At 65.5% G+C, this 26,036-nt stretch carries 17 protein-coding genes and 1 pseudogene; 4 read left to right on the top strand and 14 right to left on the bottom strand.

Annotated features, from left to right (window positions below):
* Positions 1-246 precede the first annotated feature (246 nt).
* Positions 247-822: a transglycosylase SLT domain-containing protein gene (locus tag GGQ64_RS21200; protein ID WP_183807327.1), complete on the bottom strand. Its 576-nt coding sequence runs from the start codon at positions 820-822 to the stop codon at positions 247-249.
* Positions 823-932: 110 nt separating this feature from the next.
* Positions 933-2,594, bottom strand: a complete 1,662-nt coding sequence (locus GGQ64_RS21195) for an alpha/beta hydrolase (protein WP_183807326.1) — start codon at positions 2,592-2,594, stop codon at positions 933-935.
* Between the two features lie 452 nt (positions 2,595-3,046).
* On the opposite strand from GGQ64_RS21195, the gene GGQ64_RS21190 reads away from it, so the two are divergent.
* Positions 3,047-4,153, top strand: a complete 1,107-nt coding sequence (locus GGQ64_RS21190; RefSeq protein WP_183807325.1) for a branched-chain amino acid ABC transporter substrate-binding protein — start codon at positions 3,047-3,049, stop codon at positions 4,151-4,153.
* Between the two features lie 254 nt (positions 4,154-4,407).
* Entirely contained in the window at positions 4,408-6,264 is a 1,857-nt protein-coding gene (locus GGQ64_RS21185; RefSeq protein ID WP_183807324.1) for a methyl-accepting chemotaxis protein, read from the top strand.
* 281 nt (positions 6,265-6,545) lie between these two features.
* Here GGQ64_RS21185 and GGQ64_RS21180 read toward each other — a convergent pair whose 3' ends face one another.
* The 10 genes and pseudogenes from GGQ64_RS21180 to dnaG all read right to left on the bottom strand — a co-directional run bounded on the left by GGQ64_RS21180 (position 6,546) and on the right by dnaG (position 21,197).
* Complete coding sequence (locus GGQ64_RS21180) at positions 6,546-6,839, bottom strand: GYD domain-containing protein (RefSeq protein ID WP_183807323.1); 294 nt, start codon at positions 6,837-6,839, stop codon at positions 6,546-6,548.
* A gap of 122 nt (positions 6,840-6,961) precedes the next feature.
* On the bottom strand, positions 6,962-8,122 hold the full coding sequence (locus GGQ64_RS21175) for a DUF930 domain-containing protein (protein WP_246422826.1): 1,161 nt from the start codon (positions 8,120-8,122) through the stop codon (positions 6,962-6,964).
* Between the two features lie 108 nt (positions 8,123-8,230).
* Positions 8,231-9,628 carry an endo-1,3-1,4-beta-glycanase EglC gene (gene eglC / locus GGQ64_RS21170; RefSeq protein ID WP_183807321.1) on the bottom strand — a complete coding sequence of 466 codons (1,398 nt, stop codon included), beginning with the start codon at positions 9,626-9,628 and terminating at the stop codon, positions 8,231-8,233.
* 200 nt (positions 9,629-9,828) lie between these two features.
* A pseudogene (locus GGQ64_RS21165) lies at positions 9,829-11,263 on the bottom strand (DUF1254 domain-containing protein).
* A gap of 259 nt (positions 11,264-11,522) precedes the next feature.
* Entirely contained in the window at positions 11,523-13,571 is a 2,049-nt protein-coding gene (gene rpoD / locus GGQ64_RS21160; protein WP_183807320.1) for an RNA polymerase sigma factor RpoD, read from the bottom strand.
* A 418-nt stretch (positions 13,572-13,989) separates the two neighbouring features.
* Positions 13,990-15,024 carry an L-threonine 3-dehydrogenase gene (gene tdh, locus GGQ64_RS21155; RefSeq protein ID WP_183807319.1) on the bottom strand — a complete coding sequence of 345 codons (1,035 nt, stop codon included), beginning with the start codon at positions 15,022-15,024 and terminating at the stop codon, positions 13,990-13,992.
* A 214-nt stretch (positions 15,025-15,238) separates the two neighbouring features.
* Positions 15,239-16,426, bottom strand: a complete 1,188-nt coding sequence (locus GGQ64_RS21150; RefSeq protein WP_183807318.1) for a glycine C-acetyltransferase — start codon at positions 16,424-16,426, stop codon at positions 15,239-15,241.
* Between the two features lie 130 nt (positions 16,427-16,556).
* Entirely contained in the window at positions 16,557-17,006 is a 450-nt protein-coding gene (locus GGQ64_RS21145; protein WP_183807317.1) for a GFA family protein, read from the bottom strand.
* Between the two features lie 55 nt (positions 17,007-17,061).
* Entirely contained in the window at positions 17,062-18,936 is a 1,875-nt protein-coding gene (gene recQ, locus GGQ64_RS21140) for a DNA helicase RecQ (RefSeq protein WP_183807316.1), read from the bottom strand.
* A gap of 242 nt (positions 18,937-19,178) precedes the next feature.
* Complete coding sequence (gene dnaG / locus GGQ64_RS21135; protein WP_183807315.1) at positions 19,179-21,197, bottom strand: DNA primase; 2,019 nt, start codon at positions 21,195-21,197, stop codon at positions 19,179-19,181.
* A gap of 203 nt (positions 21,198-21,400) precedes the next feature.
* Here dnaG and GGQ64_RS21130 point away from each other — a divergent pair, with 203 nt between their 5' ends.
* Positions 21,401-22,285 carry a hypothetical protein gene (locus GGQ64_RS21130; RefSeq protein WP_183807314.1) on the top strand — a complete coding sequence of 295 codons (885 nt, stop codon included), beginning with the start codon at positions 21,401-21,403 and terminating at the stop codon, positions 22,283-22,285.
* Positions 22,286-22,445: 160 nt separating this feature from the next.
* Here GGQ64_RS21130 and GGQ64_RS21125 read toward each other — a convergent pair whose 3' ends face one another.
* Positions 22,446-22,895, bottom strand: coding sequence for a GatB/YqeY domain-containing protein (locus tag GGQ64_RS21125; protein WP_183807313.1), 450 nt, complete (start codon positions 22,893-22,895; stop codon positions 22,446-22,448).
* Between the two features lie 336 nt (positions 22,896-23,231).
* Between GGQ64_RS21125 and carA the strand changes: the two genes are divergently transcribed.
* Complete coding sequence (carA, locus tag GGQ64_RS21120) at positions 23,232-24,452, top strand: glutamine-hydrolyzing carbamoyl-phosphate synthase small subunit (RefSeq protein ID WP_183807312.1); 1,221 nt, start codon at positions 23,232-23,234, stop codon at positions 24,450-24,452.
* Positions 24,453-24,523: 71 nt separating this feature from the next.
* On the opposite strand, the gene GGQ64_RS21115 is transcribed toward carA, so the two are convergent.
* Positions 24,524-25,909, bottom strand: a complete 1,386-nt coding sequence (locus GGQ64_RS21115; RefSeq protein WP_183807311.1) for an MATE family efflux transporter — start codon at positions 25,907-25,909, stop codon at positions 24,524-24,526.
* Between the last annotated feature and the right edge of the window lie 127 nt (positions 25,910-26,036).

The following is a 26,036-nucleotide window of genomic DNA, read 5'->3' as shown; positions in this document are numbered from 1 at the left end:
CTGCTCGCCCTCCCCTTGCCCCCACGTTGGCCGCACGCAACTGCGACGCCCGACCGGATGCGCACCGGCACGGGCCATGCCCGGCGCGCCGGGACGGGTGGCGGAGGTGTCGGATGCCTATACCGGTTGCAGCCCCTGGCGATCGCCGAATGACCGACGCCGGGTGCCGCAGCATACAATGCTTTGCGCCCGTGGCCAGCGCCTGCGGGGAAATGCGTACCGGCCCGCGGGCCGGGGGTGCCCCGCCTACCAGCCGCTGCAGTTGCGCAACTGGCTGGAGTAGCGCGCCGCCATCTTCGAGGCGCGGTTCGCCCCCGCCTTGGCAGGCGCGCTCCAACTGCCGCGCTTATAGCCGGCATGACCCTCGTGGTAGGCGATGTAGAGCCGGTAGGCATCGTTGAGCGCGATGCCGTTCTTCAGGTGGCTCTGGTGATGGTACCAGCCGATGAAGCGGATGGCGTCGCCGAAGTCGTTGCGCTTGGCCATCCACCGCCCGGTCTGCTTCTTGTAGCTGGCCCAGGTGCCGTCGAGCGCCTGCGAATAACCATAAGCCGAAGAGACGCGCTTCCACGGAATGAAACCCAGCAATTTGCGGCGTGGCGGCTTGGCATTGTAGCGATAGCCGGACTCGGCATAGACCGTGGCCATCAGCACGGCGACGGGCACGCCGTATTCGCGCTCGACGCGGCGGGCGGAGCGCTCCCAGTTCTCGAACAGGCCGTCGCGCTGCTCGAAAACCGCGCAGGCATTGTCGGTCTGGCGCGGAACGGTTCCGCAGGCAACAAGCATCATCGTGAGGACGACGACAAAAACGCAACGCATCGCTCGATCTCTCAATTTTCGAGAGATTGATAAATCGTAAAGTTTAAGGTTTGGTTTTTACGCGCTTGCGAACTTCTTGTGCGCTTGCGAAAAGAGCCGCGGCCTCACCGTCACGGTTGCGCCCGGTCCGCCCGGAACGTCTCCTTCAGCTTGCCGATCGCTTCCGGCGTCCACTGGCCCTCGAGCCCGAGCACGGCGATCCAGGGATCGACGTGATGCTCGCCAGCATAGACATGGCCGAAGCCCATCGGCGTCGTCGTCGCCATCGCCATGTCGAGCCCGAGCTGCAGGAAGGTCACCAGCGGATACCAGCGCAATTGCTGCGACACGTCCGGGCCGCGCGGGCCGACCATCCAGGCCGGCGTCCGGCGATAGGCGCCCTCGTCGAAGAACGTCACCGGATCGCTCGCATACTGGAGGTAGACGATCCGCATCGGCCCCCACGGCGCGGTCGCCTCGCCGAGCGCATCCTTCTGGCTGGTGAAGCGGACATGGGAACCGTCGCCGAAGCGGGGCAGCCAGGCGGGCGTTCCCTCGTTGCGGCCGGCGGTGAAGCGGCGCCAGATCCGGCTCTCGAAGGGAGGGCCGACCCAGAGCGCGCCCTGGTAGGGATCGCCGATCACCTCGAACAGCTCCGTCGACTGCTCCGAGCTCAGCGCGCCGAGGCTGAGGCCATAGAGATAGAGCTTCGGCCGGGCATCTCGCGGCAGCTTCGTCCAGTGGCCGTAGACCTGACGGAAGAGCGCACGGGCGGCATCGGACCCGTAGCTCGGCTCCACCAGCAGCGACAGCCAGCTCGAAAGGTAGGAATACTGGATCGCGACGGAAGCGACGTCGCCGTCGGTCAGGTATTCGAGCGGCCCCATCGCCTCCGGATCGATCCATCCCGTCCCCGTCGGAACGATGACGACGAGGTACTTGCGCGAGAACCCGCCGGTGCGGATCAGTTCCTGAAGGGCGAGATGCGCCCGTTCCTCCGCGTCCTCCCCGGAACTCAGGCCCGCATAGACCCGCACCGGCTCCATCGCCGGCCGGCCGGTCAGGGCCGAGATCTCTTCCGGCCGGGTAATGCCGGCAACGAACTCGCGCCCGCGCCGTCCGAGATCGGGCCACGATACCAGCGACGCGGCGCTGCCCGTGCGCTGCGGATCGGTCGGCTGCGGCGTGTCCGGCTCGATAAGCTCGTCGAGCCTGCGAAGGGAGGAGTCCATCGCATGCAGCGCCGAGCGGAAGAGGACACCCTCCACCGCCGTCCAGAACAGCACCAGCGCGATCAGGCCTCCGACCAGGCTGGCGACACGCCGGGGGGCCACGCGCAACAGCGCCCGCGAAATGAGCCGCCAGGCCAGCGCGAACAGGCGGGCGACGACGATCACGACGATGAAGGTGGCAAGCGCGATCAGCCCGACCTTGAACGGGTGGCCGGTCTCGACCGGGGAGAGCTTCATCAGCGTGCGGATCGAATTCTGCCATTCGGCCGTCTGCCAGAGGGACGCGAGCACGACGACGACGCAGGCGGCAGCGGCCAGAAGCTTCACCCCGCGCCAAAGCCGGTTGGCTGGCATCGGCAGTTCCAGATAGGCCCAGACGAGCGCCACAAGCGTGCCGATGCCGTAGCCGACGGCGAAGCAGACCCCGGAGAGCACGCCCTGCGTCAGGTAGGTACGCGGCAGGAGGCTCGGCGTCAGCGAGCCGGCGAAGAACAGCGCGCCGAGTAGGAGACCGAGAACCGAAAGCGACGCCCAGAACTTCAGAATGTACCGATGCGCCATCGATTGCCCCTGCTTGCTGCCATGTCGCGGCAGATTGGCATGCCGGCTGTCGCGAGGCAATGCGTGGTTGCGGCACACGGCCGCAGCCGGACCATTCTCCAAGATCGCTCGAACTGCATGAATCGCTTTTTCCGCAATCGATAGCAACCACTTGATCTGAATGGATATTCTTGTGAACAGAGGCCCTACGCGATGGTCCCGGCGATCCGGTCCCTGCCCTGCCGATGCGACGGATTTCGCCGCCGCCCCTTGGGATGGTGTATAATTCGATTGCGGTTGCGTATTTATGTTGCGCGCAGCAGGCGCATTTCCTAGTTAACATGCTTAAATTAGCGCCATCTCGATCAAAAATATCGCATGTGCGCTTGGAGGCTACCGCTGCAACCTTGCCGGACGGCTAGGGCGGCACGCGGCTATCGGGATCCGTCGGATCTGCTCAAGGGAGATGAACCATGAAACTGAAGAAACTCGCCGGCGTCACGCTTGCAGCGACGCTGCTCCTGTCCAGCGCGGCCTATGCCGATATCACCATCGGCCTGATCGCGCCCCTCACCGGTCCGGTCGCGGCCTATGGCGACCAGGTCAAGAAGGGCGCCGAAGCGGCCGTCGCCGAGATCAACAAGACCGGCGGCATCCTGGGTGAAAATGTCGTCCTGAAGCTCGCCGACGATGCGGGCGAGCCGAAGCAGGGCGTCTCCGCGGCCAACCAGCTGGTCGGCGAAGGCATCCGCTTCGTGGTCGGCCCGGTCACCTCGGGCGTTGCGATCCCGGCCTCCGACGTACTGGCAGAAAACGGCGTGCTGATGGTCACCCCGACTGCGACCGCCCCGGACCTCACCGCGCGCGGCCTGCAGAACGTGCTGCGCACCTGCGGCCGCGACGACCAGCAGGCCTCGGTCGCTGCCGAATTCGTGCTCGGCAACTTCAAGGACAAGAAGATCGCGATCGTCCACGACAAGGCCGCCTACGGCAAGGGCCTTGCCGATGCCTTCAGGGCCGCCCTCAACGCCGGCGGCGTGACCGAGGTGCTCTACGAGAGCGTGACCCCGGGCGAGAAGGACTTCGGCGCGCTCGTCACGCGCCTGAAGGCCGAGGGTGCGGAGATCATCTACTTCGGCGGCTACCACCCCGAAGCCGGCCTGCTCGCGCGTCAGTTGCATGACATGTCGGTCAACGCCACGATCATCGGCGGCGACGGGCTTTCCAACAGCGAGCTCTGGGCAATCGGCAACGAGGCCGTGGCCGGCACGATCTTCACCAACGCCATCGACGCCCTGCAGAGCCCGGATTCCGCCAGGGCAGTGGAAGTTCTGAAGGCCGCCAACATCCCAGCCGAGGCCTTCACGCTCAACGCCTATGCCGCCGTCGAGGTGATCAAGGCCGGCATCGAGAAGGTCGGCAGCGCCGACGATGCGATGGCCGTGGCCACAGCCCTCAAGGCCGGCGAACCCGTGCAGACGGCGATCGGAAAGCTGACCTACGGCGAAACCGGAGACCTGACCTCGCCGAGCTTCTCGCTGTTCAAGTGGGAAGACGGCAACATCGTCCCGGCGAAGTAACGCGCCACACGACAGGCTGCCGGCGCCGGAACCCCGGCGCCGGCCCCGTCCCGGCAGGCGCGGTGCGTCCATTTGTCCCGGAAATGCGCGGCTTCCCGACAAGCCGGCGCGACGAGCCTTAGCGCTTGGTTAAGCTATGCGCGCTAGCTTTTGCGGCGGACAAACCGTCGGAGCATGAGGCGCCGATCTCCTCACATCTCCAGGCATTGGCGGCGGCCCCATGACGGCCCGCGCCGCGATTTCGGCGTCCTCCCATGAAGAACCTTCGAATTCCCATCCAGCTCTTCCTGCTGATCGGCGTGCTCATGCTCGCCTTTTCCGTCGCCACCTTCCTGCAGCTGCGCTCGACCACACAGATGATCTACCAGCAGCGCTACGAGATGCTGCGCACCGAGGTCGAGACGGCGCTCTCCCTGCTCAAGACCTATCACGACAGGGAACTCGCAGGCGAATTGACCCGCGAGGAAGCGCAGAAGCAGGCCTACGCCCAGGTCGGCGCGCTCGCCTTCAAGCCGGACGGCTATTTCTTCGCCTATGACGAAGACGTCACCATGGTGCTGCATCCGGATCCGAAGCGCGTCGGCCAGAATTTCAAGGGCAAGGCGGACAGCCAGGGCTACGCCTACCGCGACGAACTGGTGAAGCTCGCCAGGGCCGGGGGCGGCCGCACCGATTTCTACGGGCCGAAGCCCGGAGAGGACGGCGACGGCTTCCGCAAGACGGCCTATGCCGAGGAATTCAAGCCCTGGAAGATCGCCATCGTCACCGGCCTCTACATGGACGACCTCGACGCCGAGGTCTACTACACCATCGCCAAGGCGCTCGCGATCGGCATGGTCGGCACGGTCGTCGCCCTCATCCTCGCCTATGTCGTCGTGCGCGGCATCTCCCGTCCGCTGACCGCGATCCACGGCGCACTCGAGGCGGTTGCCGACGAGGACGTCGACATCGCCATCCCGCACACCGACCTGAACAACGAGATCGGCCTGATGGCCAAGGCGACCAGGTCGCTGCAGGAGAAGGTCCGCGAGCGCCATGCCATGGCCGTGCGCCAGCAGGAGCAGCAGCGCGAGCTCGAGGGCGAGCGCCAGCAGCACGCCTCCGACCAGCAGGCCGAGGCGCGCCAGCAGGCCCATGTCGTCTCCACCATCGGCGCCTCGCTGGAGCGGCTCGCCGAAGGTGACCTCACCGTGCGCTGCGGTGATCTCGGCCCCAAATATGCCGGCCTGCGCGACAACTTCAACGAGGCGCTCGCCCGTCTCGAGGAGGCCGTCGGCCGCGTCAGCCTCAAGGGCATCGACATCGGCGTCAGCAAGGAGGAGATCCGCCGCGCCTCCAACGAACTGGCCCAGCGCACCGAGCGCCAGGCCGCCAACCTGGAGGAGACCTCCGCCGCTCTGGACGAGCTGACGGTCGCCGTGCGCCAGACCGCCGAAGGCGCCCGCGATGCTGCGAGCCGCGTGGGTGCGGTCAGCGCCGAGGCCAGGGAGAGCGACGCCGTCGTCGCCCGCGCCATCGAGGCGATGAGCGGCATCGAGCAGTCCTCCGCCGAGATCTCCAAGATCATCGGCATGATCGACGACATCGCCTTCCAGACGAACCTTCTGGCGCTGAACGCGGGCGTCGAGGCTGCGCGTGCCGGCGAAAGCGGCAAGGGCTTCGCCGTCGTCGCCCAGGAAGTGCGCGAGCTCGCCCAGCGCTCGGCTGCAGCCGCCAAGGAGATCAAGGACCAGATCGCCCGCTCGTCGACCCAGGTCGACCAGGGCGTCCACCTGGTCGGCCAGGCCGGCGAGGCGCTGAAGCGCATCTCGCAGCAGATCGGCGGCGCTAATGAGATCGTCTCGAAGATCTCGCACAGCGCCCAGGAGCAGGACACGACGCTCCGCTCGATCTCGTCCTCGCTCAACCAGCTCGACGCCGCCACCCAGCAGAATGCCGCCATGGCCGAGGAAACCACCGCGTCTGCCGAAGTGCTCGCCAGCGACACCGGCGACCTCCTGGAACTGATCGGCAGCTTCAAGACCGCCCAGTCGCGGGGCCATGGCCAGTCAGCGCCCCTGTCCGCCCACCAGTCCGCTCCCCGGCCCGCCCCGCTGCGCAAGGCAAGCTGACCGTCGCGACCACCATGGGTCAAACCACCAGGCCACCAAAGGGGCCGTCATGCCGGACTTGATCCGGCATCCAGTGCGCTCAAGTCCTTGAGCGCAAAAGGTTTCTTTCGCATCGCAGACGCGACGCAACTGGACCCCGGATCAAGTCCGGGGAGACGGAAGAAGGGGAGCTCCGGATAGGAGCGAGTTTGTCAGCGAACGGAGGGCCGCCGGCATCGCCCGGCGGCCTCTTCTTTTTCTGAGATGTGTTGCGGCCGGATGTCGCCTCCTGCTTAGCGCGCCTAGCCGAGCGTCCCGATCAGTTCCCGATACGCCTTTTCAGGGAAGGCCTTGAGCGTCTTCGTGCGGACGTTGCCGCCCTGGCCGAGCGTCAGGCAGAAGCGGGCAATGACCGCGTCGTCCGGCGCCTCGCAGACGGCAACCATGTCGTGATCGCCCATGGTCAGATAGAAATCCTTGAACGAGCCCCCCATGTCGCCAAGCACCTTCTTGGCGGCATCGAGCCGCTTCGGCGACTCGCGTACGTTCTTCATGCCCTGTTCTGTCCAGTTGATCAGCATGATGTACATAGTCATGGCAGACCTCCCCTGCTCGCGTCGGCGACGCGGCGAACCTGCCTCAGCCCACCCGGATTATACGCCTGCGCCGCGACCCCAACAAGGAATACGGGAGCGCGCGGCCGGGTCCTGCCGCGGTTTCAGAGCGACGGGAAGCCCCTGCTTTTCCATTCGCCCCTCGGGACCTCCGAACCGATATCGAAGGCGAAGGAAACCACGCGCTTGGCATCGGAATCCACCTCACAGCGGAAGCTCAGGTTGTACCAGACGGTATTGGCGCGAAACGCCGCGCGCCGGATGTCGAGCACGGTGCCCTGCTGCAGGCGATAGGAGGGCAGGAGCTCCGGATTGTAGGACGGCGAGCCGTTCCGGAGCTGCGCCAGAAGCTCGGTGCTGCACAGTTGCTCGATGCGCGCGCTGCGCGGCACGTCGCCCATCGCCGTCCGCGCGATCGTGCCGCCGGTATCGTTGTCGGAATAGATGCGCTTGGCCTCGGTCAGCGGCTCTCGGGCCGCTTCCGCCTGTGCAGCAGCCATGTCGGCTTCCGCCGTCTCGGCCTCTTGCGCAGGTTTCGTCGCTTCCTCGCCCGCAGACGGCGCGCCGTCGACGAGCGCCGTCGGCACGCCTTCCTCCGTATCCGTTTCCGGCGGCGCAACATCCTGCGGATCGGGTGTCGCCGAAGCGTCCGCCGGTTCGCCCACATCTTCGGCGGCCGCCGTTTCCGACGTCTCCGCCTCGCCCTCGGCCGGTTCGTCCGGCGCGACGTCGCCCCGCGTCAATTCGCTGACGTCCACGCGCGGGCCGGTGTCTTCGTCGCCGAATTCCAGCACCGGTCGCAGGACCGGAAGCGGTCCCTGGTCGGGAAGCCCCGCCCCGGCCTGCTGCTGCTCCTGTTCTTGTTCCTGTGCCTCTGCCGGCGGCGGCTCTTGCGGCTGCTCTTCGGCCTGCTGCTCTTCCGGCTCCGGCGGCGGGGGTGGCGGCGGCGGCGGAGGCGCCTCGGCGCCCTGCTGCTCGGCGGGCTTCTGCTCTTCCGGCGGCGGGGGTGGCGGTGGTGGCGGCGGCGGTTCTTCTTCCGGTGGCGGCGGCTCCGCCTCGGCCTGCTGTTCCGGCTGCGGCTCCTCCTCCGGCGGAGGGACGAGCTCGACGCTGACGCTTTCCTCCTCCGGCACCGGCGGCTCGTATGGTGGCAAGTGGATGAGCAGGGCGATCACCACCGCGGCATGCAGCAGCACCGAGACGATCGCGCCCCAGCTTAGTTCCTTCATCCGCCTCTTTTCGACCTGCCTTGCCACCTGAGCCATCAGCCTTCGCTGCGCGCGCCGGTCCGGAGAAGCCCGAAGCCTGCGGCGCACGCCAACCACATCCGGTCAGTTTGGTTGTCCGGGCGGTGATTTCAAGGCAAGGCGATGTCACATGGACCAGTCCGCATCAAGCGAATAGGCGCGCACATAGTCGATTTTCATCTGCGCACCGTCGTCGAAGTCGCTTGACGGCGTTCCCGCGGTGCCGCCGACGGCGAGGTTGAGGACCATATACATCGGGTCGTGCATGTCGGCCGGCGTCTTCTCGCGGGCGATCTCGACGTCGTCGAAATACCAGACGAGCTCGTCCTCCGTCCACAGCACACCGTAATTGTGAAACCCGTCGGTGCTCGGCACGGAGGTCGCGGTCGTCTCGCTCGTGCGCGAACCGGTCTCCATTGAGTGAACGGTCGTGTGGATCGTGTTCGGTTCCTGCCCGCGCATCTCGACCACGTCCAGTTCCGGCGGCCAGGTGCCGTCCTCCGGCAGAAGCCAGAAGGCCGGCCAGGCACCCTGATCGTCGGGCATGTCGGCGCGCACCTCGAAATAGCCGTAGGTCTGCGCGAAGGAGGCATGGGTCGTGAGAATGCCGGAGGTGTAGTCGTAGCCGGACACGGCGGACTTCATGTCCTCCGGCGTCCGCTGGGCGGTGATCGTCAGGATGCCGTTCTGCACGGAGAAGGGATTGAGCGCCTTGGTCGGCCCGTAGGCCGGGTTGACGTACCACTGCAGTTCGCCGTTGGTATGCAGCGTCCCGCCGCTCTCCGGCGCCCAGGGAAATTTTCCCTCCCACAAGCCGCTCTTGCCGTTGTGCAGCCAGAGCGTGTTGAAATTGTCGAAGAAGCTCTGCGTCATGTTCGACTTGTCGACCGACAGGTCAAACTGGTCGGCGCCGAGTTGGTCGGCGGTGGTATTGGCAAAGACCAGCTTCTCGCCGCCGCCCAGATCAAGATGCAGGTTGTCGCCCTTCTGCGTTAGGCGCGCCTGCACCTGCTCGAACGATTTGATCCCGTAGCCCTTCAGCCGCACCGTGTCGTCGGCACCGAAGTCGGCGATCAGGTCGCTGCCGGTCCCCTTCTCGAGAAGGAAGATGTCCGCACCGCCGCCGCCAAACAGCACGTCGTTGCCGCGCCCGCCGTAGAGCGTCTGCGCTCCGGCCCCGCCGGTGATGATGTTGTCGAGCGAATTGCCGAAGCCGTAGCGCCCTTCGCCGGTCACCTCCAGGTTCTCGAAGTTCGTCGGCAGCGCATAGCTCATCCAGGTGGAGATCGTGTCGACCCCCTCGCCCGCCGCCTCGTTTGCGACGTTATGCGCGGAATAGAGATAGTAGATGTCGTCGCCGGTTCCCCCGTTCATCGCCACCGTCGCGCCGGCGCTGCCCCAGATGGAATCGTTGCCTGCGGTACCGTCGAGGATCGGTCCGGAGCCGACGGCGGAAAACCAGGCGGTCGATGCGCCGCTGTAGGTGAGCGGCTTGCCGAGGGCGTTGAGGATACTTGAACTCATCGGGCTTCTCCGTTTGAAGGCGCGGCCCCCGCCCCGGCGACAGCAAAGGGTCGCGGTGACGTGATGCCCATTTGCTGCGATGCAACAAATGAACGGTATCGCACACAAACGAAGAAGGCAACCGCCGGTCGAGCGGAAAGCCGCGCCGGCGGCTCACCGCGGCGCGGACGGTCGAAGACGGGACGGAACCGGCGGGTCGGTCAGGCCTTTCGCACCGCGGGTATGACCCATGAGCCGTCCAGGATCGACGGTGGGCTGTCGTCGGGCCAGTAGAGCCGCATCATCAGCACGAACTTGCCGCTTGGCGCCGGCAGCCAGTTGGACTCCAACCGCCCCCGGCGACTGGTGCTGGATATAGATCTCGGTGGAACCGTCGGGCTTGGTCTTCAGGTCCTGCCGCGCGCTGATCGAGTAGCGGTTGATCGGATTTTCGACGAAGAAGTACTTTTCGTTGTACATGGTGATCGACCAGAAGCCGCGGACCGGCGGCATCTGCCCCTTCGGGAAGGTGATCACATAGTTGTTCGCCCCGTTATAGGCCCGCCCGAGCAGCCCCTCCTTCATCTTCGTCGAGGTCGGGTAGACCGCGTCCTGCGGCCGGTTGGCGCCGAGCCCGATCGCCGTGATCAGCGCGCGCTGGAGGTAGTCGGTGCCGTAGACGCCGGTCTTGGTCGTGAAACCCCAGCCGTTGATGTCCTTCATGTCGCCGTCTGAGAACTTGAAGTGCAGCATGATGCGTCCGACGGCGATCTCGGGGATATGTCGGACGAAGCGCGTGTCGAGCTTGCTCTTGTCGAAATCCTGGCCCGGCACGATGCCGATCCGCGCCATCTTCTCCACCATCTCCCCATCCGCCGCCGTCGGCGGATTGGTCTTCATGAGTTCGCTCAGGAGCGTGAAGTATTCGACGGCGTCCATGCGATTGACCTGGTCGCGCACCGCGGTCTTCATGTCGATGCCCGGGTCGACCTTGCCCGGCGGCGGAGTCCACGGCTTGTCGTGAGCGCTGAGCGGGCAGAGCGTGCATGCGTCCTGGATGGCATGCACGGCCTTGTAGTCTTCCGGCGTGCCGGTGCAGTAGATGCGTCCCAGGATCCAGACGAGGCTCGTCGGCGACTTGTATTCGACGACACCGTCGGGAAGCTTGCCCTCCCAGCCTGGACCGGTGATCGCAACGGAGTGGGCCCCCTGCCCGGTCGTGCGCGATCCCGGCACCTGGAACACCGTCGTCCAGCCGTCCAGCATCGGAAAGAGGAAGTAGCGGTCGTCCTTCATGTCCGGGAACGAGAACACCCACGGCTCCTTGCCGACGTCGATGAAGGCGGTGGTATAGAGCGTGTCGGCGTTCGGGGCCGTGACGGCGGTGAACGAGGCGTCCGGATATTCGCGCAGCTTAATGATGTGCCCCATCGGCCCCTTGCTGCCCTCGGGCTTCTCGACGTTCGTGACCACGCGTCGCGTCATCTCCATGGTCACCAGCGGATAGCCGTAGATATAGGCCTCCACCGCAGTCCAGAAGTCGCCCTCCCCCTCGAAGGGGTCGACGATCGGAAGATCGAAGGCACGGGCTGGCAGGGCGCTTGCGGCGAGCAGGCCCATCCCGCCGAACGATACGGCACGGCGCGAAATCTTCATCGAAACCTCCCCCAAGGAAAAGTCGTGCGCGACGGGTCCCGCCGTCGGCGCCACGAGCAGAACGTGCATTCCCCGATGTAGGCACCCGTCCCGGCATGACCATCGGCAAGGAGGAGTAGACCCGGCGCACCCATCCGGCGTAGGCGCCTACACCCTCCGGCATAGGGGGCAAGGTTCGGCCATCGACGATCGAACCGGATGAAAAAAGGGGCCGAACACTCGGTCCGACCCCTTCGATGTTTTCCGGATGCCCGTCCGGTCAGCTGTCGAGGAAGCTTCTCAGCTTTCTCGAGCGGCTCGGGTGCTTCAGCTTGCGCAGCGCCTTCGCCTCGATCTGGCGGATACGTTCGCGCGTCACCGAGAACTGCTGGCCGACCTCTTCCAACGTATGGTCGGTGTTCATGCCGATGCCGAAGCGCATGCGCAGCACGCGCTCTTCACGCGGCGTCAGCGAAGCCAGAACGCGGGTCGTCGTCTCGCGCAGGTTCGCCTGGATGGCGGCGTCGATCGGCAGCAGCGCGTTCTTGTCCTCGATGAAGTCGCCGAGGTGGCTATCCTCCTCGTCGCCCACGGGCGTTTCGAGCGAGATCGGCTCCTTGGCGATCTTCAGCACCTTGCGGACCTTTTCGAGCGGCATGGCGAGCTTTTCGGCCAGTTCCTCCGGCGTCGGCTCGCGGCCGATCTCGTGCAGCATCTGGCGCGATGTGCGGACGATCTTGTTGATCGTCTCGATCATGTGCACCGGAATACGGATCGTGCGGGCCTGGTCGGCGATCGAACGGGTGATCGCCTGCCGGATCCACCAGGTCGCGTAGGTCGAGAACTTGTAGCCGCGACGGTACTCGAACTTGTCGACCGCCTTCATCAGGCCGATATTGCCTTCCTGGATCAGATCGAGGAACTGCAGGCCGCGGTTCGTGTATTTCTTGGCGATCGAGATCACGAGACGGAGGTTGGCTTCCACCATCTCCTTCTTGGCGATGCGCGCCTCGCGCTCGCCCTTCTGCACCATGGAGACGATGCGCCGGAACTCGGCGATCGAAATGCCGGTTTCGGTGGCGAGATTCTGGATCTCCTGGCGGATGTCGCGGATCGTCGCGTTCTCGTTCTTCGCGAATTCCTTCCAGCCCTTGGCGGCCAGGTTGCCGATCGACTTCATCCAGTTCGGATCGAGCTCGGCCCCGGAATACTGCTCCAGGAACGAATCGCGCTTGACGCCGTAGCTTTCGGCGAGCCGCAGCAGGCGACCCTCGTTCTGCATCAGCCGCTTGGAGATGTCGTAGAGCTGCTCGACCAGGCTGTCGACGCGGTTCTGGTTCAACGACAGCGACTTCACGGCCGTGATCAGCTCGTCCTTCAGCTCCTTGTAGCGGCGCTCCTGGGCGGGCGACAGCGTGCCGGTCGCCTGCAGGCGGGCTTCCACCTGCTGGTCCTGCAGCTTGCGCAGCTTCTTGTAGGTCTCGGCGATCGTGTCGAGCGTCTCCATGACCTGCGGACGCAGTTCCGCTTCCATGGCGGCGAGCGAGAGGTTGGACTCGTCGTCGTCCTCTTCCTCTTCCTCAGGCGCAGGCATGTCGCCGCCGACATTGGTGATGTCGTCGTCGTTGGCGGGCGAACGCGCCTTCCTGGCCTTTTCCTTTTCCTCGGCCGCCTTGCGGTCGGCTTCGATCTTCTCGGGGCTCTGGAACTGCGGGGCAGCCTTTGCCTCGGGACCCGAATAGGTCGTCTCGAGGTCGATGATCTCGCGCAGAAGCGTCTGGCCTTCGTTCAGCTCGTCGCGCCAGATGATGATGGCCTGGAAGGTCAGCGGGCTTTCGCAGAGGCCGGCGATCATCGTCTCGCGGCCTGCCTCGATGCGCTTTGCGATCGCGATCTCGCCCTCGCGCGACAGGAGCTCGACCGAGCCCATCTCGCGCAGGTACATCCGCACCGGATCGTCGGTCCGGTCGGTGGGCTCCTTCTTCTTGGCGGCGGCAAGTGCTGTGCCGCTCGAAGGAGCCAGCTCGCCGCCTTCGCCCTCGGTGTCGTCGTCGCTGTCGTCGTCGCTCTGGGCTTCCTCGGCTTCCTCGTCCTCGATGACATTGATACCCATGTCAGAGAGCATGGACATGGTGTCCTCGATCTGCTCGGAGGTCACTTCCTCCGACGGCAGGACCGAATTCAGCTCGTCCATGGTGACATAGCCGCGCTTCTTGGCGGCCTTGATCATCTTCTTGACGGCGTCGTCGGAAAGATCCAGAAGCGGGCCGTCCGGTGCACCTTCGCGTTCGGTTTCGGCTTCTTCGTTCTCTTTGACCTTTGTTGCCATTTAGTCTTCGCTTTCCTGGAGTATCCAGTTTCAGTGCCGCCGGGATCCATGCGAGCGCCCGCTTTACGCTCCGGCGCCGTGCCAACCCGTTTCACTGACCTAACGGAATGAAACTTAAATCCTGATTAACCACGCCTCGCCTCCGGAGGCCGCGGACATGCTGCCGTGGCAACATGATTGACATGACTTCCCGGTCCGCCGTACCGATCTCATTCTTTCCCAGAGATGGTGATTCCCAGATTTTTCGGCTCCGTCAAGCTTTTCCGCCAAAAAACCCGGAAAACCCTTTGATTCGGGTCTTCATGGGCAAAGTCACCGGTTGCGGGTGTTGGCCAACATGTAGGAGCGGTCGCGAAAAAGACAAGGGGCGCATTCCGCGCTGATTCGCAACCGCACCAGGCCGCCTCATCGGGCCGCCTCACCAGTCCATCACCACCTTGCCGGAATTGCCGGACCGCATCGCCTCGAAACCGTCCCGAAACTGGTCGATGCCGATGCGGTGGGTGATGATCGGCGAGAGGTCGAGGCCGCCCTGCACGAAGGCGATCATCTTGTACCAGGTCTCGAACATCTCGCGGCCGTAGATACCCTTGAGCGTCAGCATCTTGAAGATGACCTTGTTCCAGTCGATGCCGAAGCCGTCGGGGGCGATCCCCAGGATCGCGATCTTGCCGCCGTTGTTCATCGCGTCGATCATCGAGCGGAAGGCGGGCGGCGCACCGGACATCTCCAGGCCCACGTCGAACCCTTCCGTCATGCCGATCTTTGCCATCACCTCGCTCAGGTCTTCCTTCGACGCGTCCACCACATGGTCGATGCCGACCTTGCGGGCGAGTTCGAGCCGCACGGGGTTGATGTCGGTGATGACCACCTTGCGGGCGCCGGAGCGCCTGGCCACCATCGCGCCCATGATGCCGATCGGCCCCGCGCCGGTGACGAGCACGTCCTCGCCTACCAGGTCAAAGGACAGTGCGGTGTGCACCGCGTTGCCGAACGGGTCGAAGATCGCCGCCACCTCGTCGGGCACTTCGTCCGGGATCGGCACGACATTGTGCTCGGGGATGCAGACGAACTCGCCGAAGGAGCCCGGCCGGTTCACGCCCACCCCTTTTGTATAGTGGCACAGATGCCCGCGCCCGGCCCGGCAGTTGCGGCACTTGCCGCAGACGATGTGCCCCTCGCCGGAGACCCGCTCGCCCACCTGGTACTTGGTGACAGCCGAGCCGATCTCGGCGATCTCGCCGACGAACTCGTGGCCGACCACCATGGGCACCGGGATCGTCTTCTGCGCCCACTGGTCCCAGTTCCAGATATGCACGTCGGTGCCGCAGATCGCCGACTTCTTCACCCGGATCAAAACGTCGCTCGGTCCGACCTCGGGCACCGGCACGTTCTCCATCCACAACCCGACCTCGGGCTTCGCCTTGACCAGCGCACGCATCATGTTCGACATTTCAACAGTCCTCTTCGGTTGGCGCCGGCGTTTCTTGCCTCTTCTCCCCAGCGGGGAGAAGGTGGCCCGTAGGGTCGGATGAGGGGGCGGCACGGCACAGCCGTCCATATCTAAATCTGTTCCCCGCTCCTGCGTGAAATATCGCTGTCGCTCCCCCCTCATCTGTCCTTCGGACATCTTCTCCCCGCTGGGGAGAAGAGGGAAGCAAGAGCACTCAAATCACACCCAGGTCCCGCCCCACTTCGGCAAACACCGAGATCGCCTTTTCCACGTCCGCGCGCGAATGCGCCGCCGACATCTGGGTGCGGATGCGCGCCTGTCCTTTCGGAACGACGGGGAAGGAGAAGCCGATCACGTAGACCCCCTTCTCCAGCATCCGCGCCGCCATCTCCTGGGCGAGCGCCGCATCCCCCAGCATCACCGGGATGATCGGATGCCCCTCACCGGCGAGCGTGAAGCCGAGCTTCGTCATCTCGGAACGGAAAAGATCGGCATTGGCCGTCAGACGGGCGCGCAGGGCGTCGCCGTTGTCGATCAGGTCGAACACCTTCAGCGAGGCGGCCGCGATCACCGGCGCCAGCGTGTTGGAAAAGAGATAGGGCCGCGAGCGTTGGCGCAGCCACTCGACCATCTCGGCCTTGCCCGACGTGTAGCCACCCGACGCGCCGCCGAGCGCCTTGCCGAGCGTGCCGGTGATGATGTCCACCCGCCCCTCGACGCCGCAATGCTCGGCCGAGCCACGACCATGGCTGCCGACGAAGCCGACGGCGTGGCTGTCGTCCACCATGACCATCGCGCCGTATTTCTCGGCCAGGTCGCAGACGCCGCCGAGATTGGCGATGATGCCGTCCATGGAGAACACGCCGTCGGTGGCGATCAGCTTGAAGCGGCTGCCCTCGGCCTTCTTCAACTCCTCTTCGAGCGCGGCCATGTCGTTGTTGGCATAGCGGAAGCGCTTGGCCTTGGAGAGCCGCACGCCGTCGATGATCGAGGCATGGTTGAGCGCATCCGAGATGATCGCGTCCTCTTCGGAGAGCAGCGTCTCGAACAGCCCGCCATTGGCGTCGAAACAGGAGGAATAGAGGATCGTGTCCTCCATGCCGAGGAAGGCCGAGATGCGGGCTTCCAGTTGCTTGTGCTCCTCCTGCGTGCCGCAGATGAAGCGCACCGACGCCATGCCGTAGCCGTAGCGGTCCAGGGCAGCCTTCGCGGCTTGCGCGAGGTCCTCGCTGTCGGCGAGCCCGAGATAGTTGTTGGCGCAGAAGTTCAGGACCCGCGCCCCCGAGGCGACCTCGATCGTGCCCGCCTGCTTGGAGGTGATCACGCGCTCGGCCTTGTAAAGGCCTGCCGTTTTCAGGGCCTCGAGTTCGCTGCGCAGATGGGAGAGGAAGTCGGTGCTCATGAGGGTACGCTCCGGTCATCGGGATCGCCGGGTTCTAGCACGTCCGCTCTCCCCGCGCAGCCACCTTCATGGGGCATATGTCGCATGAGGCGCTCTTCAAACATGGCCATTTTCGGCGAAAGGAATGCGATCAGCGCGCGGCGAATTCGCCCACAAGCCCCTCATAGGCGTCGAACGGCGGAAGCCGTTCGAAACTGTGGACTGCCGGCGTCGCAACCCAGGGCAGCTTCTCGCTGGTATAGGTTTCGATGAAGGGAACGAACCAGCTCGCATCCTCCAGCATGGTCGGGCGAAGATTGACGAAGAAATCGATCCCCTTCGGCCGCGTGAACATCCACGTCATGCAGTGCGGACAGAAATGGTGACCGGCCTCGGCATTCGCACCGGCGACGACCGGCTCGCCCTCGACCACGGAGAACCCTTCGGCCGGAATGGCGGCGCTGAGCGAATAGGCGCTACCCGACATGCGCTGGCAGCCGGTGCAGTGGCACGCCATCGTCAAGAGCGGCGGCGCGCTGATCTTCAGCTTCGTACGTCCGCAGCGGCAGGCCCCATGCCAGGGCAAGTTCCATTCGGTCATCGGCTCTTCTCCCTTTTGTGCGACCGCCGCCGCCCCGCAGCTTGCGCCCCGGTCCTCACTCGCCCTCGACGTAATCCTCTATCACCGCCAGGAACGCCTTGCCGAACCGTTCGCGCTTGCTCTGGCCGATGCCGGGAATGTCGAGCAGTTCGTCCCAGTCGCCCGGCCTCTCCTTTGCAAGCGCTATGAGCGTCGTGTCGGGGAAGACGACATAGGGCGGCACGTCCAGATCCTTGGCGATCGACAGGCGCTCGGCGCGCAGCCGCTCGAACAGTTCGCGGTCGGAGCCTGCAAGATCGACCCGCTCGCGCGCCGCCGACGGTTTCGCCCCCCGCCCCGTTCTCGCCGGCGCGGGCCGATCCTTGCGGAACCTGACCTCCCGTTCGCGGCGAAACACCGCCCGCGCTTCCGCTTCCAGCTTCATCGCCCCGAATGCCGTATGGTCGATGCGGATCAGGCCGGTAGCCAAAAGCTGGCGGAACACCGATTGCCAGGTCCGCACTGGAATGTCCTTGCCCGCTCCGAATACCGGCATGTCGACATGGCCGAAGCGCTCGGTCTTCTCGTTGGCGACGCCCATCAGGACATCGATGACGTGGCCGGAGCCGAAGCGTTCGCCGGTGCGGTAGACGGCGGCGAGCGCGGTGATTGCGGCCTCCGTCCCGTCCCAGGTCTCGACCGGGTTGCGGCAGGTGTCGCAATTGCCGCAGCCGCCGGCATGCGCCTCGCCGAAATGAGCGAGGATCGCCTGCCTCCGGCAGGACACGGTCTCGCAGATCGCAAGCAGCGCATTCAGCTTGGCGCGCTCGACGCGCTTGACGTCTTCGGCGGCGTCCCCCTCGTCGATCATCCGACGGCGCTGCATCACGTCAGCCATGCCGTAGGCCATCCATGCTTCGGACGGCAGCCCGTCGCGCCCGGCGCGGCCGGTCTCCTGGTAGTAGGCCTCGACGGAGCCGGGCAGGTCGAGATGGGCGACATAGCGCACGTCCGGCTTGTCGATGCCCATGCCGAAGGCGACGGTGGCGACGAGGCAGAGGTTTTCCTCTTTGAGGAACGCGTCCTGGTTGGTGTCGCGAACGGAGCGGTCGAGCCCGGCATGATAGGGCCGCGCGCGGATCCCCTGCGCGTCGAGCCATGCCGCGGTATCCTCCACCTTGGCGCGCGACAGGCAGTAGACGATGCCGCTCGCATCCTTGTGGCGCGACAGGAAGCGCAAAAGCTGCTGACGCGGCTGGTCGCGCTCGACGATGTCATAGGCGATGTTCGGCCGGTCGAAGGAGGTGGTGAACACCTGCGCATTCGCCAGCGACAGGCGCTCGATGATGTCTTCCCGGGTATGCGGATCGGCGGTCGCCGTCAACGCGATCCGCGGCACGCCGGGATAGCGCCCAGCGAGCCGGTCCAGAGTGCGGTATTCGGGCCGGAAGTCGTGCCCCCACTGGGAAACACAGTGCGCCTCGTCGATGGCAAAGAGCGCGATGCGGGCGTTGCCGATCAACTCCGCGAAGCCGTCGGTGACGATCCGCTCGGGCGTGACGTAGAGAAGGTCGAGTTCGGCTGCGCGCACCGCCCGCATGACGGCGCCGGCCTCCTCGCGCGACAGGGCGGAATTCAGCGCCGCCGCACGCACGCCGAGTTGCTTCAGCGCCTCCACCTGGTCACGCATCAGCGCGATCAGCGGCGAGACGACGATGCCGACACCGTCGCGGCAAAGCGCCGGGATCTGGAAACAGAGCGATTTTCCCGCGCCCGTCGGAAACAGCACCACCGCATCGCCGCCCGCCGCCACATGCTCCACCACCGCCTGCTGCTTGCCGCGGAAGGCATCGTAGCCGTAGACGCGCTTGAGCACCTCCAGCGGACCGGGGTTTGCGGAAAACAGCCGCTCGGTCGAAAACGGCGGCTCCTGTCTTTCAAATGGCGGCATCGGGCCTCTTTCGGGAATCGTCGTGGCATCATCGCCAGGCGGCGCAGCGATGCAAGGGGCTCCGGGGTGGGAACGCGGTGTATGGCGCGAGTCGCAAGTCCTCCCTCTTCTCCCCGGCGGGGAGAAGTGCCGAGCAAAGCGAGGCGATGAGGGGTCTTCGCCGCAAACGCCACGCCCGCCCCCTTATCCGGCGCTACGCGCCACCTTCTCCCCGCTGGGGAAAAGAGGTACCGCGCCCGCCCCTACCCCTTGGCTGGCCCCTTGACGCGGCCGGACATCACGCCGAAACCGTCGATGATCGCTTCCTGGTTTTCCAACCGCTTGGTTTCCATCTGCACTTCCTGCAGCGCCCGGAGGATCTGCGGAACGCGCTCGCCATCGCCTTCTTCGGTTGCCTCCGCCAACTCGCGTTCCAACTCGCGCCGCTGCCACAGAAGCGCGCGCGTCCGCTTGTGCAGCGCCATCGCCTGCAGGTAGCCCTCGCGGGCGTCGCTGGGAGCCGCCGCCTCCGTCGCCGTCCACAGGCGCGAATTGCGGATCTGCTGGTCGAGCGCCTTGAGCATCGGCTCGAAACCGGAAGCCTCCAGTTCCTCCACCAGCCGCTCGCGCGAAAGCCGGTCGCCCATGCCGGCGGCGATGCCGAGCACGGCCGACCAGAAACGCTGCAGGTCGCGATTGTCGAATTCGATCGCCGAAACCTCGTCGTATTCCTCGAACAGAAGCTGCGGCTGGTTGACGATCGTCAGCACCAGCACGCTTTCGCGCAAGGCCGGCAGTTCCTGCGCGCCGCGCACCAGCGTCGACCGGGCGAGCCGGTCGGAGATCGTGGACGGCGTCGAGGACGGGCCGCCGGCGGTATTGCGCCCGCCCTGCTGGCGTCCCTGTCCCTGTCCCTGCCGCCCGCCGAAGCCGCGTCGCTCGCCGCCCTGGCGGGAGACGGGCTGGAAGAAAGAGTTCAGCCGGTCGCGCATGTCCTGCTGGTAGTGCCGGCGCACGTTCTCGTCGGCGATGACCGACACGAGCTGGCGCAGCCGCGCCTCCAGCTCCGCCCGGCTTTCCGGCGTTTCGTAGGTGCCGCCGCCGGCCTCCCGGCTCCAGATCATCGCGGCAAGCGGCCTGGCGCCGGCCAGCACCTTGTCGAAAGGCTCGCGCCCCTCGTGGCGAACGAGGTCGTCCGGGTCCTTGCCGTCGGGGAGCATCGCGAAGCGGACGGTCCGGTCCGGCCGGATATGCGGCAGCGCCAGCTCGGCGGCGCGATTGGCGGCGCGGATGCCGGCCCCGTCGCCGTCGAAGCACAGGATCGGCTGCGGCGTCATCCTCCAGAGCAGGTCGAGCTGGTTCTCCGTCAGCGCCGTGCCGAGCGGGGCAACGGCATTCTCGACGCCCGCCTGGTGCAGGGCAATGACGTCCATGTAGCCCTCGACGGCGATGATCGTGCCGCCGCCTTTTTCGTCCGGAGCGCGGCCTGCCCCCTGTGCTGCCCTCTGTGCCGCCTTGCGGGCACGGGCGAAATTGTAGAGCACGCTTCCCTTGTGGAAGAGCTCGGTCTCGTTCGAATTCAGGTACTTCGCCGGCGCGTCCGGCGACATGGCGCGGCCGCCGAAGGCGATTACCTTTTCCCGCGAAGACAGGATCGGAAACATGATGCGGTCGCGAAAGCGGTCGTAGGAAACGGGGATCTCAGGCCCGTGCACCACCAGCCCGCAGGCCTCGATCTGTTCCTTCGGCACGCCCTTGCCGGCGAGATGCTCCTTCAGTGCATTGCGGCTTTCCGGGGCATAGCCGAGCCGGAAGGTCTCGATCGTGCGGCCGGTCAGCCCGCGGTCGCGCAGATAGGCCCGGGCGCGGGCGCCGGCGGCCGACTGGAGCTGGTCCTGGAAAAAGACAGTCGCCATCTCCATGACGTCGAGAAGCGAGGTGCGCTCCTTCTCGCGCCGCTCGGCCTGCGCGTCGGGCTGCGGCATGGGCACGCCGGCCATGTCGGCGATCTGCTGCACGGCCTCGGGAAAGTTCATCCCGTCGAGCTCGGTGAGGAAGCGGAAATGGTCGCCGGAAACGCCGCAGCCGAAGCAGTGGTAGCGGCCCTTGCGGTCCTCGCAGTGGAAGCTCGGCGATTTCTCGCCATGGAACGGGCAGCAGGCCCAGTAGTCGCCGCGCGAGACGTTGGTCTTCTTCTTGTCCCAGGTCACGCGGCGACCGACCACGGCCGAAATCGGCACGCGATCGCGAATCTCGTCGAGAAACGAAGGGGAAAAGCGCATCTTTGAACGTGGTCTCCGTCGCCGCCGTCCGGGCGACCCTGCCTTTATAATGATTGCTGCGGACGAGCGCTACAATAGTCGGGCTGTCAACAGGCAATGCCGTGACAGGGCGCGAATTGCTAAAAATTAACTAAAGGTCGAAATTGACAGATGTACATCTAGTTGGCGAAGAGGAAGGCGATGCCAATACCGGAATGAACGACATGCCGATCACCGCCGCGACCCTCGAAACCGATCCCCGCTTCTTCTATGCCTTCCGGCAGGGCGCCCGGCTGCTTCTGGAAATCTACGATTCCGATCCGCCGCTGGCGCGGCTGTTTTCGTCGCAGCAGCGGTGGCTGATGAGCCATGCCGCCTTCGCGCTGGCCTGCTCGCGTGACCCTGAAGATCCGGCCAGCGGCCTCTATTCGGCGCGCTTCATCGGCCTGGTCGTCGAAAAGAACGTGGCGAGCAAGAACACCGCCGCCGATTTCATCAAGGAGATCGTGGCCAACGGCTTCGTGCGGGTCGTCAGCGGCCACGAGGACCGTCGCAGGAAGCCGCTGCAGGCAACGGAAGTCCCCGACCGGGCGATGTCGCAATGGCTCGAACTGCACCTGTCCGGGCTCGACGGGATCGACGGAGGAAACCGCGCCGAAATCTACCGGGCCGACCCGGCGCTGCAATACCGCCTGCAGCCGAAGATCGCCGAGCGCATCCTGGTCGAAAGATCGGTCCGCACCCAGGGACCAGCCTTCGATCTCTTCACCTGGGCGAATTTCGGCGGCCTCATCCTCGATCTCCTGATCGCCGAAGTGGCCCCCGGTGCGGACGCAGCGGGGCCTGCGACCGATCGCCTTCAGGCCGGCACGCTGTCGCTGACCGAGACCGCGCGCCGCTTCACCATCTCGCGTACCCATGTCGTGCGCCTGTTCGGCAAGGCGGCGGAACTGGGCGATATCGGCTGGAGCGGCAGGCGCGGCGAGAGCGACGTGTGGATCTCCCGCAGGCTGCTGCGGCAGTACTGGCAGTACCAGGCGGCCAAGCATGCGCTGGTAGACCAGGCCTTCGCGGACGTCGTCGGCTCCGAGTCCGTGCAGACGGCCTGACACGCGTCCGGTCTTGCGGATTCGCGCGGCCGACGCCTCAGGCCCCGGGCTCCAGGAAAGCGACGATCGCAAGACCGTCGCTGGGGTGCAGACAGCAGAACGCCGCGGACCTGCCGCGGCGTCTTCATTGCTCAATGGCCGGCGAAAACCTGCCGTCAGCCTACTTCAGCAGGTCCTTCACCACGCCCGAGGCCTTGGCGAAGTCCATCTGGCCGGGATAGCGCTCCTTCAGGGCGTTCATGCACTTGCCCATGTCGCGAAGGCCATGCGCGCCGGTATCCCGCACCACGTCGGCGCACAGGACCTTGACCTTGTCTTCCGAGATCTGTTCGGGCAGGAACCCGTTGATGACGGTGATTTCCTCGCGCTCCTGCTGGGCAAGCTCCGGGCGGCCGTTGTCGGCGTAGATGCGGGCCGATTCCTCGCGCTGCTTGATCATCTTTGCCAGGATCTGCCGGATGCCGTCGTCGTCGACCGGATCCTTGCCGGCGCCGCGATTGGCGATGTCCCGATCCTTGATTGCAGCCTGGATCAACCGCACGGTCGAGGTCCGTCGGGTATCCTTGCTCTTCAGAGCGTCCTTGAGGCATTCTGCGAATTGCTCGCGCATTGTCTTTCTCCGCTGGACCGCCTGCCGCTGCCGGGCGCGGTGGGTCCGCCTTTTGTCTGCTGTTGTCCGTCCGTTCGTGCGCTCTCATAGACCAGCAAGGCCACAGCAATCAAATTGATTGCTTAAGCCATTGATTCTGAACAGCGAAAATTCGAAGCAATCCACAGCCGGAAGGTTGACCGGGCGGCATGCTTTGTCTATTTTCCGGCACCTGCACGAAATTTGCATGTAGTGGCCTTGCCGCGGATTTTCCGCGTGCCCACGTCTGCGACATTAAATGGCGCCTGAACCCTCGCCTTTCAAGGCGGGCCGATCCGCGCCGGAAAAGGGATGACCATGACCGCGACTGCCCCTTCGACCGCCCCCTGGACCTCCGAAAAGCCCACCGCCCTCCTCGTTCTTGCCGATGGGACAGTGATCGAAGGCAAGGGCATCGGCGCGACCGGCAAAGTCCAGGCCGAGGTCTGCTTCAACACCGCGCTGACCGGCTACGAGGAGATCCTGACCGATCCCTCCTATCTCGGCCAGATCGTCACCTTCACCTTCCCCCATATCGGCAATGTCGGCACCAACGACGAGGACATCGAGGACCTGACGCCTGCGGCCCGCCATGGCGCGGTCGGCGTGATCTTCAAGGCCGACATCACCGATCCGTCGAACTACCGCGCCGCCAGGCACCTCGACCAGTGGCTGAAGGCGCGCGGCATCATCGGGCTGTGCGGCATCGACACGCGCGCGCTGACCGCCTGGATCCGCGAGCACGGCGCACCGAACGCGGTGATCGCCCATGACCCGGCCGGCGTCTTCGACATCGAGACGCTGAAGACGGAAGCCAAGGCCTGGAGCGGGCTCGAAGGCCTTGACCTCGCCAAGGTCGCCTCGTCCGGCCAGTCCTCGCGCTGGAGCCAGGAACCCTGGGTCTGGAACGAGGGCTTCGAAGACCTTTCCGAGACGGATGCGAAGTACAACATCGTCGCCCTCGATTTCGGCGTGAAGCGCAACATCCTGCGCCTGTTCGCCGGCCTCGGCTGCAAGGTCACCGTCATGCCGGCGACCTCCAGCACCGAGGAGGTGCTGGCACAGAAGCCGGACGGTATCTTCCTCTCCAACGGCCCGGGCGACCCGGCCGCGACCGGCGAGTATGCCGTTCCGGTGATCCGCGACCTGATCAAGTCGGACATCCCGATGTTCGGCATCTGCCTCGGCCACCAGATGCTGGGTCTCGCCGTCGGCGCGAAGACCGAGAAGATGCACCAGGGCCACCACGGCGCCAACCATCCGGTCAAGGACCACACCACCGGCAAGGTGGAGATCGTGTCGATGAACCACGGCTTCGCCGTCTCCTCCGACAGCCTGCCGGCAGGCGTCGAGGAAACCCACGTCTCCCTGTTCGACGGCTCCAACTGCGGCCTGCGCCTCGCCGGCAAGCCGGTGTTCTCGGTGCAGCACCACCCGGAGGCTTCGCCCGGCCCGCAGGACAGCCACTACCTCTTCCGCCGCTTCATCAACCTGGTGCGCGAGAAGAAGGGCGAAGAAGCGCTCGCCGAGCGGGCATAAGCCTCAGCCACAAGCGATCTGACGAACGAAAGCGGAGGCCCGGCGCCTCCGCTTTTTCGTTTGCGGGCTCTTCAGGCCGTGACGGCCCTCCCCTCCCGGGACACCCGCACGTAGAAGCGCCAGCACAGCATGATCGCAGCCGCAGTGAGACCGCAGAGGAAGCCGAGCCACACGCCGATACCCCCCAGGCCGAGCGGGAAGGCGAAGAGCCAGGCGCAGCCGAAGCCGATCGGCCAGTAGGACAGGATCGCCAGCAGCATCGGCACCCGCGTGTCCTTCAGCCCGCGCAGGAGGCCGGCCGCGATCGCCTGCAGCCCGTCGACGAGCTGGAAAATGCCGGCAATGACGATCAACGGGCCGGCATAGGCAAGCACCTGCGCAGCTTCGGTGGACTGGCGATCGAGGAAGATGCCGGCAAGCTGCGTCGGGATCGCCGCAAACAGGGCTGTGCCGGCCATGGCGATGCCCGTCGCCACGATCATGCAGGCGATCGCCGCCCGGATCACACCCAGATGATCGCCGCGGCCATACGCGACACCGACACGGACGGTCGCGGCCTGCGCCAGTCCATAGGGGAACATGAACGCGATCGAGGCGAACTGCAGGGCGATACCGTGGGCCGCGAGCTCGATCGTGCCGATGGAGCCCATCAGCAGCGACGCGACCGTGAATAGGCTGACCTCGGCGATGATGGTGAAGCTGATCGGCAGGCCGAGATGAAGCACCTCAACGAAAGCCGGCCAGTCGGGTCGCCAGAAGCGGACGAAAAGCTCGTAGCGCCGCATCTCCGGACGGCTCTGCACATAGGCCACCATCAGCACGAACGACAGCACGTTGACGCCGAAGGAGACATAGGCGGCCCCCTTGATGCCCAGCGCAGGCAGGCCGAAATGCCCGAGCACGAGCCCATAGGCGAAGAACGCGTTCAGGACGAGGATCGTGATCGTGATCCTGAGGATGATTCCGGCCTTGCCCACAGCGCTCGCAAGCCCCCGAAGCGTCATGAACAGCAGTGCGGGCGGCATGCCCCAGTGGGCGATCGTGAGATAGTCGCCGGCGAGTGCGGCCACCTCCGGCTTCTGGCCGGCAAAGAGCAGGATCTGCTCGGCATAGGAGAAGATCGGCGCCGTCAGCAGCGAATAGAGCAGCACCACCCACATGCCCATGCGCACGGAGCGGCGCACCGAGACGACGTCGCCGCGACCATAGGCCTGGGCCACCATCGGGATCACCGCCGTCGCAAAGCCCGAGCCGAAGATGAAGATGGTGAAGAAGAACTGGCTCGCCAGCACGATCGCCGCCAGATGCGCCGCCCCGAGCCGGCCGAGGATGACGACGTCGGTGGTATGGATCCCGAGCTGGGCAAGCTGCGCACCGATCAGCGGAATGCCGAGGGTGAAGGTCGCCCGGAAATGGGACGCCCAGCTGTTGTCGAGCCGCGGTGCGATCATGTGCATGTTGCTGCCACCTTTCGGTCGCTTCCGATCACATCGGCGCAAGGCGATCAATCCAATAGAATTGATCCATCCATCAAAAATGCCAGTTCGGCGCGAAAATCGTGAGATTTCGACGCAGGAGTGGCAA

This window comes from Mycoplana azooxidifex, from assembly GCF_014196765.1.
In the GTDB taxonomy this organism is placed as follows: domain Bacteria; phylum Pseudomonadota; class Alphaproteobacteria; order Rhizobiales; family Rhizobiaceae; genus Mycoplana; species Mycoplana azooxidifex.
Note: the sequence above shows the minus strand (reverse complement) of the source record. Positions and strands in the feature narration are given on the sequence as shown.

What these genes read in the sequence shown, in the direction of transcription:
- GGQ64_RS21195 (WP_183807326.1), bottom strand. Translation starts at nt 2,594, where the DNA reads ATGGCGCATCGGTACATTCTGAAGTTCTGGGCGTCGCTTTCGGTTCTC.
- GGQ64_RS21125 (WP_183807313.1), bottom strand. Translation starts at nt 22,895, where the DNA reads ATGCGCGAGCAATTCGCAGAATGCCTCAAGGACGCTCTGAAGAGCAAG.
- carA (WP_183807312.1), top strand. Translation starts at nt 23,232, where the DNA reads ATGACCGCGACTGCCCCTTCGACCGCCCCCTGGACCTCCGAAAAGCCC.
- rpoD (WP_183807320.1), bottom strand. Translation starts at nt 13,571, where the DNA reads ATGGCAACAAAGGTCAAAGAGAACGAAGAAGCCGAAACCGAACGCGAA.
- GGQ64_RS21115 (WP_183807311.1), bottom strand. Translation starts at nt 25,909, where the DNA reads ATGCACATGATCGCACCGCGGCTCGACAACAGCTGGGCGTCCCATTTC.
- GGQ64_RS21150 (WP_183807318.1), bottom strand. Translation starts at nt 16,426, where the DNA reads ATGAGCACCGACTTCCTCTCCCATCTGCGCAGCGAACTCGAGGCCCTG.
- GGQ64_RS21190 (WP_183807325.1), top strand. Translation starts at nt 3,047, where the DNA reads ATGAAACTGAAGAAACTCGCCGGCGTCACGCTTGCAGCGACGCTGCTC.
- GGQ64_RS21185 (WP_183807324.1), top strand. Translation starts at nt 4,408, where the DNA reads ATGAAGAACCTTCGAATTCCCATCCAGCTCTTCCTGCTGATCGGCGTG.
- GGQ64_RS21130 (WP_183807314.1), top strand. Translation starts at nt 21,401, where the DNA reads ATGCCGATCACCGCCGCGACCCTCGAAACCGATCCCCGCTTCTTCTAT.
- GGQ64_RS21200 (WP_183807327.1), bottom strand. Translation starts at nt 822, where the DNA reads ATGCGTTGCGTTTTTGTCGTCGTCCTCACGATGATGCTTGTTGCCTGC.
- tdh (WP_183807319.1), bottom strand. Translation starts at nt 15,024, where the DNA reads ATGTCGAACATGATGCGTGCGCTGGTCAAGGCGAAGCCCGAGGTCGGG.
- dnaG (WP_183807315.1), bottom strand. Translation starts at nt 21,197, where the DNA reads ATGCGCTTTTCCCCTTCGTTTCTCGACGAGATTCGCGATCGCGTGCCG.
- GGQ64_RS21180 (WP_183807323.1), bottom strand. Translation starts at nt 6,839, where the DNA reads ATGACTATGTACATCATGCTGATCAACTGGACAGAACAGGGCATGAAG.
- eglC (WP_183807321.1), bottom strand. Translation starts at nt 9,628, where the DNA reads ATGAGTTCAAGTATCCTCAACGCCCTCGGCAAGCCGCTCACCTACAGC.
- GGQ64_RS21175 (WP_246422826.1), bottom strand. Translation starts at nt 8,122, where the DNA reads ATGGCTCAGGTGGCAAGGCAGGTCGAAAAGAGGCGGATGAAGGAACTA.
- GGQ64_RS21145 (WP_183807317.1), bottom strand. Translation starts at nt 17,006, where the DNA reads ATGACCGAATGGAACTTGCCCTGGCATGGGGCCTGCCGCTGCGGACGT.
- recQ (WP_183807316.1), bottom strand. Translation starts at nt 18,936, where the DNA reads ATGCCGCCATTTGAAAGACAGGAGCCGCCGTTTTCGACCGAGCGGCTG.